Here is an 8801-nt window from a genome sequence, read left to right on the forward strand (position 1 = left end):
GACCAGAAATGCCTGTTGTCACGAAAAAGTATAAGTTATGTAAAAATTGTGTCATGACCAATTATAATATCAATAATAAAAACCAGCCGGAAACTTTTGCTTCCGGCGACGGCGTTTTTCTCTCGACCAACAACGGCACAAACTGGATTGCAGCCAATACCGGTTTGACAACTACTTCTGTTCTCGCACTTGCAGTGAGCGGCACGAATCTCATCGCCGGGACTGAAGGCGGCGGCGCTTTTCTCTCGACCAACAACGGCACAAGCTGGACTGCGACTGGCTTGACGAACCTTCAAGTCCAAGCCGTTGCGATAAGCGGCACGAATCTCTTTGCAGGGACTGAAGGCGGCGGTGTTTTTCTCTCGACCAACAATGGCACAAGCTGGACTACGACCGGCTTGACGGGCCCTGATGTCTGTGCCCTTGCGATAAGCGGCACGAATCTCTTTGCAGGGACTTGGAGCCACGGCATTTTGAGACGGCCTATCGTTGTCAGAGATGATCACTGAAGTCGAAGATAAACACAATCAGCTTCCAAATTGTTTTGCGCTTGCACAAAATTATCCTAATCCATAGAGGTTTCAGCGGGGAACCATTCACTGCAATGGAATTCTGAGACTGTGACAAGCGGAATATACTTCTATCGTTTACAGGCTGGCTCATTTACCCAAATTATAAAGGAGCAGGGACATGTCATATATCGAAAAAATGTTCGGTCTTAAAGGAAAAGTTGCAGCAGCAATCGGGGCCGGCGGCGTACTGGCGGGGGAGATGGCCAAAGGCCTTGCCAAAGCTGAAGCAAAGGTTGCAGTTCTGGATCTCAACCTGGAAAACGCCGAAAAAGTGGCCGCTTCCATCAGGAATGAACACCACGGGGAAGCCCTTGCGCTGCAGATGGATGCCACAAAAAAAGAGGATATGGAAAGGGCTATTGACAAGATCATCGCGGCCTGGGGACGGGTGGATATCCTTATCAATGCTCCCGGCATAAACTCGGCCACACCGTTTTTTGAGATTTCGGAAGATGAATGGGATAAAATTATTCAGGTGAATCTGAAAAGCATGTTCCTTGCCTGCCAGGTTTTCGGGAAAAGAATGATCGAACAGGGCGAAGGCGGAAGTATTATCAATATTTCTTCCGCGTCATCCAGTATCCCCCTTTCAAGGGTTTTAACTTATAGTATATCCAAAGCGGGGGTTAATAATCTAACCAAGTTCCTGGCGCGTGAATGGGCCCTCCAGAAAGTTAGGGTCAATGCCCTTGCGCCCGGTTTTTTCCCGGCGGAACAAAATAGAAAGATACTGACCCAGGATCGGGTTGACTCTATTATGCGCCATACACCCATGGGGCGTTTCGGGAACCCGGAGGAGTTGGTGGGGGCCATTATTTGGCTGGCTTCGGAAAAGGCTTCCTCGTTTGTTACCGGGGCAGTTATACGGGTGGATGGGGGATTTACGGCGATGACAATTTAAAGGTTAGTGAAAAAGTCGACTTTATTTCCATTTATGCATGACGACAAAAATAATTACGCATGTTCTGTGTGTTTAGATCCTGAAACGAGTTCAGGATGACACGTGTCATGCCGAACTTGTTGCCGCTTCGCGGGAACGATGAAACCGTTTCGGCATCTATTTTTAAAAGAAACGAAATAAAATATGTCGTCATGTAGACCCTGAAACGAGTTCAGGGTGACATCGTCACGCCGAACTTGTTGCCGCTTGGCGGTAACGATGAAACCGTTTCGGCATCTATCAATTAAACAGGGTATTTCACCAGACTTTTACTATAGATATGATTAGAGGGCATAATGATTGAGAAAGAGAAAATTTTACAAACATGCGACGATCTCATCGTCGATACCGCGATTTTTCTCATGAGGCTCATACAATTCGAGTCGACAAGCGGGTATGAAGGGCCGGCAATGGAGTGGTTATATAACCAGTTCAAGGATATATCCGATGAATGTGAGCTGATCCCTGTTCCGGAAGATATTGTGGACGATCCCGACTTCGGTTTCAGAATCGATGACCGGCCCTATGAAGGAAGGCCGAATCTCCGTGTGACGCTCAAAGGCGACGGAACCGGTAAAAGTGTGATTTTCAATGCCCATATCGATGTTGTTCCCCCTTCCAAAGGCCAGCTTCGCCCGTTTGATCCCTATGTGGACGAGGGCATTCTCTACGGCCGCGGGGCATGCGACGATAAAGGGCAGGTGGCAGTGTTATGGACAATATTCAAAGCCTTAAAAAAACTCAAGATCAAACCGAGGGGCGATATCATCCTCCATCTGGTGATCGAAGAAGAAACAGGCGGAAACGGTACTCTCGCCCTGGTACGCCGGGGTGAAAGGGCTGACTGCTGCATAAACCTCGAGCCATGCTCGAACAATATCCTCACCTCGGTGAGAGGCGCGGTATGGTTCACCTGCACTTTTTACGGCAGGGCAGGTCATTCAGGCTCGGCAAAAACTACGGTCAGCGCTCTCGATATGGCAATCGAGGCAATCAATATCATTAAAGACTATCATTCCAAACTGCTTGTCAGGACTATTAACGACGATCCCCTGTTCGCAGAATATGATAATCCAATGCCGGTAACCTTCGGGCAGAATGAAGGCGGAGACTGGCCGGCCATGGCCCCCCAGAAGCAGGTCTTTAAGGGTGTGTTTGGTTTTCTCACCACTCCTAAAGAAGAAGTCATGCATGAACTGGTTAATCGTATCCGAACCAAAGGTACTAAATGGCTCAAAGAAAACTTCGAGATGACCTTCCAGTACCGTCATGATACATCGAGAATAGACCCCAATCTCCCGTTTGTGAAAACACTTGCGGAAAGCTACAGAACCATGCGAGTGAAAAGCAAAATTGGCGCTATGCCTGCTTCTACGGATGCGTGTTACTATACGAACATCCTGGGAATACCTGCCCTGGCCACCGGATGCGGAAGCCTTGGCGACGCCCACACCGACCAGGAGCAATTGAAACTGAAAAGTTTAATCGCTTCGGCGGCAGTGATGACACAGTTTATCAAAGAATGGTGCGGACTCCGTAAAGTATGATCGTATAACCTTGGTATTCACACAGAGGCTGATCACATGATTATTGGAAAAGGGTTCGAGAATGAAGTAATTGATGAGACCACGGCATATGACTATTGCGCCGAAGCGTTCTCCCAAAAGAAAATGGACGGGAAACGGGTACTGATAATCATTCCCGATTCCACCCGCTCCGGGCCGATAGACATGTTTTTCAGGATTGTCTATAAGCTTCTTGCCGGGCGTGTCAAGGAACTTGATTTTCTCATCGCCCTCGGCACCCATGCCCCGATGAGCGAGGAAGCGATTTATCACCATGTTGGAATTACCAAAGACTTGCATGCTCATTCATACCCGAAGGCTCGCTTTTTTAATCACGAATCGCGCAATCCCGACCATCTTCGATTCATTGGAACAATCAGCGAGGATGAAACCGGTGAAATATCCGGCGGGCTTTTGCATCAGCGGGTTGATGTCACCATAAATAACAAGATTTTCGACTATGATCTTCTGGTCATAATCGGCCCTACTTTCCCCCACGAATCCATGGGGTTTTCGGGCGGCAATAAATACTTCTTCCCCGGGATTTGCGGAGAGGAGATTGTGGACTCGTTCCACTGGATGGGGGCGCTCCTTACCATTCCGGCGACCATAGGCATCGCGGATACGCCCATGCGGAGGCTGATAGATAAAGCCGCCTCATTCATCCCGGTCGAGCGCATGTGCATCAGCCTTGTGGTTAAGGAACACGATCTCTATGGCATGTTCATCGGGCCTCCGGAAGAAACATTTACGGCTGCGGCGGCTTTGTCCGATAAAATTCACATCGTGTACAAGGAACATCCGTTCAAGCAGGTTCTTGCATGCGCCCCGCTGATGTACGATGAGATATGGACTGCTGGCAAGTGCATGTACAAGCTTGAATCGGTGGTCGCGGACGGCGGCGAACTCATCATTTATGCGCCCCATGTCGACCGTTTGTCCGTGGTGCACGGCCCCGAGATCGAAAAAATCGGTTTCCATGTCCGTGATTACTATCTCAAGCAATGGGACAAATTCAAGGATGTTTCCGGCAATATCCGCGCTCACTCCTGCAATGTGAGGGGGATAGGCACGTTCGAAAACGGGATTGAAAAGCCTAGGATCAAGGTAACGCTGGCGACGCTGATGAATGAGGAGTACTGCCGGAAAGTAAACTTGGACTACCGCGACCCGAACTCCATGAATCCGGAAGATTGGAATGACCGTGAGGATGAAGGTATTCTGTATGTCCCGAAGGCAGGGGAAATTCTCTACCTTCTGAAAGACAATCCTTTTCGGAGATAGAGAACAGAATCGAAATGCCAGTGACCTTGTCCTTCGAACATTTGGTTGCGAGATAGTGGTTTAAAACAGGAGGCGTGAAATGAAACGTGTTTGCATGATGTTCGCAGCCTTTTTTTTTCTCCTTGGACTGGTTACTCAGGCTGCGATGGCGGATAAGCCGCTGGAATTAAAGTTTGAGAAGTACACGCTGGCGAATGGTATGGACGTAATCATGCATGAGGACCATTCCATTCCGGTGGTTGCGGTCAATGTAATGTACCATGTGGGGTGCAAGAACGAAAAGATGGGTCGAACCGGTTTAGCGCACTTAGTTGAACACATGATGTTTCAGGGATCGGAACATTACGATGGCGAATACTTTGCTCCGTTTGAGAAGATAGGCGGGTCTGCAGGTGGTGGCATCATGAGAGACATCACTGCCTACCGAGAAACCGTGCCCAGCAATTATCTTGAGCTGGCACTTTGGCTTGAATCGGACCGAATGGGCTTTTTGCTTCCGGCATTGACTCAGAAGAAGCTTGACAACCAGCGTGACGTGGTGAAAAATGAACTCCGACAGGGTTATCTCAATATTCCATACGAAAAATCCTGGGAGCTTTTATTTAAAATGATGTACCCGGACGACCATCCGTATTCCTGGCTTCCGCTTGGCAGTATGGAAGATCTTTCAGCGGCTGCTCTGGAGGATGTTTCCGCATTTTTCAAAAGATTTTATACTCCCAATAACGCTTCACTGGTAATCGCCGGCGATTTCTATCCGGAGACAGCCAGGAAACTGGTTGATAAGTATTTCGGTACGCTGCCCCCGGGGCCGCCAATGGAACGGATGACCGCCTGGATACCGGAACTGGACGGCCTCAAACGCGCTGTGGCCGAGGACAACGTGGAGCTGCCCCGCCTCTACTACGCATGGCACTCACCGGCCAGGTACACTCCGGGTGAAGCTGAGCTTGATCTTTTTGCCGACATTCTTGGCTCAGGAAAAACTTCGCGCCTGCAAAAAGCGCTGGTATATGAACAGCAGATAGCTCAGGATGTATCGGTTTATCAATATCCGGAAGAGATTGGGGGCCTGTTTTTGGTTGTAGTAACCGCCAGGAAAGGTCATACGCAGGAGGAGCTTGAAAAGGCGGTCGATGCGGTACTGCAGAAGATTCTGACCGATGGGATCACGAAAGCAGAATTGGCCCAGGCCCGGATAAAAAAAGAATCGCAAAATGTACGCGATTTTCAGTCGTTATTGAGTATTGCAATACGTCTCAATTATTATAATGTTTTCCTTGGAGACCCCGGCAAGCTCGCCTGGGATATGGAGCGTTATGCCAGAGCCACGGTCGAGGATGTCCGGCGGTATGCGAGGAAGTATATCGATCTGAACAAGCGGGCGATACTGTATATAGCGCCCCAGGGAAAGCTGACGGCGGGTGACACCATGGTTGACCGCACGAAAGAGCCGTCGGCCATGGCCGAACCGGCATTTACCCCTCCGAAAATTCAACGGGCGACCCTGGCGAATGGTCTTGAGATTCTTCTGGTGGAAAATCACCGTTTGCCCCTGATGCATCTCAACCTTGTCCTCAAAAGCGGTTTTGCGGCTGACCCAACTGATAGATTCGGCGCTGCCGCGCTGACAGCCGAGCTGCTCGACGAGGGCACAAAGATCCGCACCGCTCTGGAAATAACCGATGAAGCCAGGCGTCTCGGAGCGGAATTTGGCACCGGCAGTGGGTTAGACGATTCATCAATCAGCCTCAACGTACTCAAAAAAAACCTCGACCCGGCGCTTGACCTGGTGGCTGACATTGTTTTGAACCCGACCTTTCCCGATAAGGAACTCGAACGGCAGCGCCAGATATATCTCGGCCGTATCCAGCAGGAGTCAAAAGAGCCGAATTCCATTGCGAACAAAGCATTTTGGCGCGTTCTCTACGGCAGCGGCCATCCATACGGCCAACCTTCTTCGGGAACGGAATCGTCTCTGAAAGCTATTACCCGAATCGACCTAATAAACTTTTACAAAGCAAACTCTGTGCCCGGCAATGCGGCTGCGGTTATCGCCGGGGATATCACACTTCCGGAAGCAAAGCAAAAGCTGGAAAAAGCATTCAAGAAGTGGGAGCAGGGAACGGTAACCGCCCGGAGTGTCCAGACACCCCCAGCGCCCGCCTCAACCAGGATTTATCTGATTGACAAGCCGGGTGCGGTACAATCGACGATTCTTATAGGTAATCTGGCGATGCGGCGCAGCGATCCCGATTACCTTCCTTTTCTGGTGATGTACAACGTCTTTGGCGTGCTGCGTACCAGCCGAATCAATCTCAATCTTCGTGAGGACAAGGGGTATGCCTATCGTCTCTGGTCTTTTATCGAGGTTACCCGCGGTGTAGGGCCGTTTATGTGTTGGGCTCCAGTAGATATAAAGTATACCAGGGAATCTCTGACCGAAATGGTCAGGGAGATGCGGGACCTGCTCGGGCCGCGGCCGCTGACCGATGTTGAACTTGCCGATAGCAAGAACAATCTCATCAAAAATTTTCCCCAACAGTTTCAGGACTATACCGGCATTGCTGGACAGCTCAGCGATCTGATAAAATACGATCTTCCTCTCGATGAGTGGGATACGTACACAAAGCGGGTTGGCGCTGTCACCGGCGCCATGGCAAACAAAGCGGCCAGGGATTATTTACACCCCGATGCTCTGGTAATCGTCATAGTGGGCGACCGGGAAAAAATCGAAGATGGAATCAGGTCGCTGAACCTGGGAGAGATCGTGCATATGGATGCAGTTAGATAATGATGTGTTCCGGTACTTCTGAACAACCGTACCACACTCATTAATCATTACAACTATTTGAAGTTTTATAGATGATAATTGTGATATCGAAAGGATAACCCATGATTCTTGGAAAAGGCTCTGCGACCGGGATACTGAGTGAGGTTGAGGCCGCAGGTTTTTGCGAAGATGCATTCTCCCGTAAAAAAATAGATGACCGGCGGATTCTGGTAATTATCCCCGACTCCACTCGTTCCGGTCCCACAGATATGATGTTTCGGATTGTGTACAGGCTTCTCGCTCGGCGTGTAAAAGCTCTGGATTTTCTCATAGCCCTGGGAACGCATCCGCCCATGAGCGAAGAGGAGATATATACGCATCTCGGCATCACGAAGGAGGAGCATACCCATGCCTATCCGAAAGCGAGATTCTTCAATCACGAAGCGATGAACCCGGATAATCTGAAGCTTATTGTAAGTTTGAGCGAGGATGAAATATCCGGGTTGTCATGCGGCCTTTTACGCAGGCGCGTGGATGTAACCATCAATAAGATGATTTACGACTATGATCTTCTTTTGATAATCGGCCCCACCTTTCCGCACGAGACAATGGGATTTTCCGGGGGCAATAAATACTTCTTTCCCGGTATATGCGGGGAAGAGTTCATCGACACATTCCACTGGCTTGGAGCGCTCCTCACCATCCCCGCGGTTATAGGAACGAAAGATACCCCCATGCGGAGGCTTATCAACAGGGCCGCTCAGCATATTCCCATCGATCGCCTATGTATCAGTCTTGTGGTAAATAAACATGATCTTTACGGTATTTTTATAGGTCCGCCCGAAGAGACCTTTTCCGCCGCCGCGGATGTTTCCGAGAAGATTCATATCATCTACAAGGATCATCCCTACACGAAGGTTCTTTCCTGTCCCTCGCCGATGTATGACGAGATATGGACAGGGGGCAAGGGCATGGTCAAGCTGGAAGGGGTAGTTGCGGACGGCGGCGAAATAATTCTCTATGCGCCAGGAATCACGAAAACATCTGCGACATACGGCCATCTGCTGGAGAAAATCGGCTACCATGTCAGGGATTATTTTCTCAAGCAGTGGGACAAATTCAAGGATTATCCGGCGAATGTAGTGGCGCAGTCATGCAATGTGAAAGGGCTCGGCACATTCGAAAACGGCATCGAAACACCCCGGATCAATGTGGTTCTTGCGACGCAGATGAGCGAAGATTATTGCAGAAAAATAAATTTCGATTACCGCGATCCCCGCTCAATCAATATAGATGAATGGAAAAATCGCGAGGACGAGGGCATTCTCTATGTACCCAATGCCGGGGAAACACTGTATCTGTTAAAAGACAATCCGTTCCGGAAATGTACATGACTACAGATTTTCTTGCTCCTCTTTACAGAATAGATGCCGAAACAAGTTCGGCATGACACGTGTCATCCTGAACTAGAGCGAATATGATATATTTTGCATTCTGAGCCAATTGCAAAAGTCGTTTTATATTTAAAAAAAGGTAAATTGTTAACTTTTAGCCCCCTAACCCTCTGTCCCTTTCCCCCCAATGGGGGGCAAGGGAAGTCGTTGCTCCACAGTCTTTTCCTGCCCCCTTCAGGGGGAAGGATGTCCAAAGGACAGGAAGGGGGCTTC

General features: G+C 49.4%; 6 protein-coding genes. All 6 read left to right on the forward strand.

The features are described 5' to 3' along the window. Positions 1 to 509 (forward strand): hypothetical protein (locus Q8O92_04820; GenBank protein MDP2982635.1); only part of this gene is annotated, 509 nt, incomplete at its 5' end. 181 nt (positions 510 to 690) lie between these two features. After that, positions 691 to 1473 carry an SDR family oxidoreductase gene (locus Q8O92_04825; protein ID MDP2982636.1) on the forward strand — a complete coding sequence of 261 codons (783 nt, stop codon included), beginning with the start codon at positions 691 to 693 and terminating at the stop codon, positions 1471 to 1473. 335 nt (positions 1474 to 1808) lie between these two features. Next, complete coding sequence (locus Q8O92_04830; GenBank protein MDP2982637.1) at positions 1809 to 3059, forward strand: M20/M25/M40 family metallo-hydrolase; 1251 nt, start codon at positions 1809 to 1811, stop codon at positions 3057 to 3059. A 36-nt stretch (positions 3060 to 3095) separates the two neighbouring features. Beyond that, positions 3096 to 4361: a lactate racemase domain-containing protein gene (locus Q8O92_04835; protein MDP2982638.1), complete on the forward strand. Its 1266-nt coding sequence runs from the start codon at positions 3096 to 3098 to the stop codon at positions 4359 to 4361. Positions 4362 to 4440: 79 nt separating this feature from the next. After that, positions 4441 to 7155 carry a pitrilysin family protein gene (locus Q8O92_04840; protein ID MDP2982639.1) on the forward strand — a complete coding sequence of 905 codons (2715 nt, stop codon included), beginning with the start codon at positions 4441 to 4443 and terminating at the stop codon, positions 7153 to 7155. A gap of 101 nt (positions 7156 to 7256) precedes the next feature. Further along, the gene (locus tag Q8O92_04845; GenBank protein MDP2982640.1) at positions 7257 to 8528 is read left to right on the forward strand and encodes a lactate racemase domain-containing protein; all 1272 of its coding nucleotides are present in this window, start codon (positions 7257 to 7259) and stop codon (positions 8526 to 8528) included. Positions 8529 to 8801 lie beyond the last annotated feature (273 nt).

The organism is Candidatus Latescibacter sp. (genome assembly GCA_030692375.1).
Taxonomy (GTDB): domain Bacteria; phylum Latescibacterota; class Latescibacteria; order Latescibacterales; family Latescibacteraceae; genus JAUYCD01.

Bases quoted from the DNA above. Each gene is read 5' to 3' on its own strand.
- Q8O92_04825 (MDP2982636.1), top strand. From the start codon at position 691: ATGTCATATATCGAAAAAATGTTCGGTCTTAAAGGAAAAGTTGCAGCA.
- Q8O92_04830 (MDP2982637.1), top strand. From the start codon at position 1,809: ATGATTGAGAAAGAGAAAATTTTACAAACATGCGACGATCTCATCGTC.
- Q8O92_04835 (MDP2982638.1), top strand. From the start codon at position 3,096: ATGATTATTGGAAAAGGGTTCGAGAATGAAGTAATTGATGAGACCACG.
- Q8O92_04840 (MDP2982639.1), top strand. From the start codon at position 4,441: ATGAAACGTGTTTGCATGATGTTCGCAGCCTTTTTTTTTCTCCTTGGA.
- Q8O92_04845 (MDP2982640.1), top strand. From the start codon at position 7,257: ATGATTCTTGGAAAAGGCTCTGCGACCGGGATACTGAGTGAGGTTGAG.